Below are 381 nucleotides of genomic sequence, written 5' to 3' on the forward strand. Positions count from 1 at the left end.
GATTATCCTGAGCGGCGGCTAAGCGCTGGTTGAGACTGGCCTCCGCGGCGTTGAAATGGCAGGCCAGCAGGGGCGAGTCGCCTTTCAGTCCGAGGTCATGTTTGACGCAGGCCCACACTTCCGCGTTCTGCTGCGAGGTCAGCGCCACCAGGCGCGTGATCAGTCGCTCCAGAACGGTGCGTTGCTGCATGGAAAGCGAAGGTTCGCCGGTGGCGGCAGTGCCTGATGGGCCTCGCCCTGGAGGACGGTCTGGCATATCAGCAAGGGGGTGCGTCATGATTCATCCTTTCGATATCGCGGTGCTGGAACCAGGTGATGAGTATGCCTGGCGGCCAGATTATGGCACACTTCCCCAGTTAACTCTCGTTCTCAGACAGGTAC

1 protein-coding gene is annotated in these 381 nt (G+C 60.6%); it reads right to left on the bottom strand.

Translation table 11 applies throughout. From position 1 onward, the window contains the following. A partial coding sequence (locus FJV41_RS56790) for a hypothetical protein (protein WP_220138091.1) occupies positions 1–190 on the bottom strand: 190 nt, incomplete at its 3' end. Positions 191–381 lie beyond the last annotated feature (191 nt).

This window comes from Myxococcus llanfairpwllgwyngyllgogerychwyrndrobwllllantysiliogogogochensis, assembly GCF_006636215.1.
Taxonomy (GTDB): Bacteria; Myxococcota; Myxococcia; order Myxococcales; family Myxococcaceae; genus Myxococcus; species Myxococcus llanfairpwllgwyngyllgogerychwyrndrobwllllantysiliogogogochensis.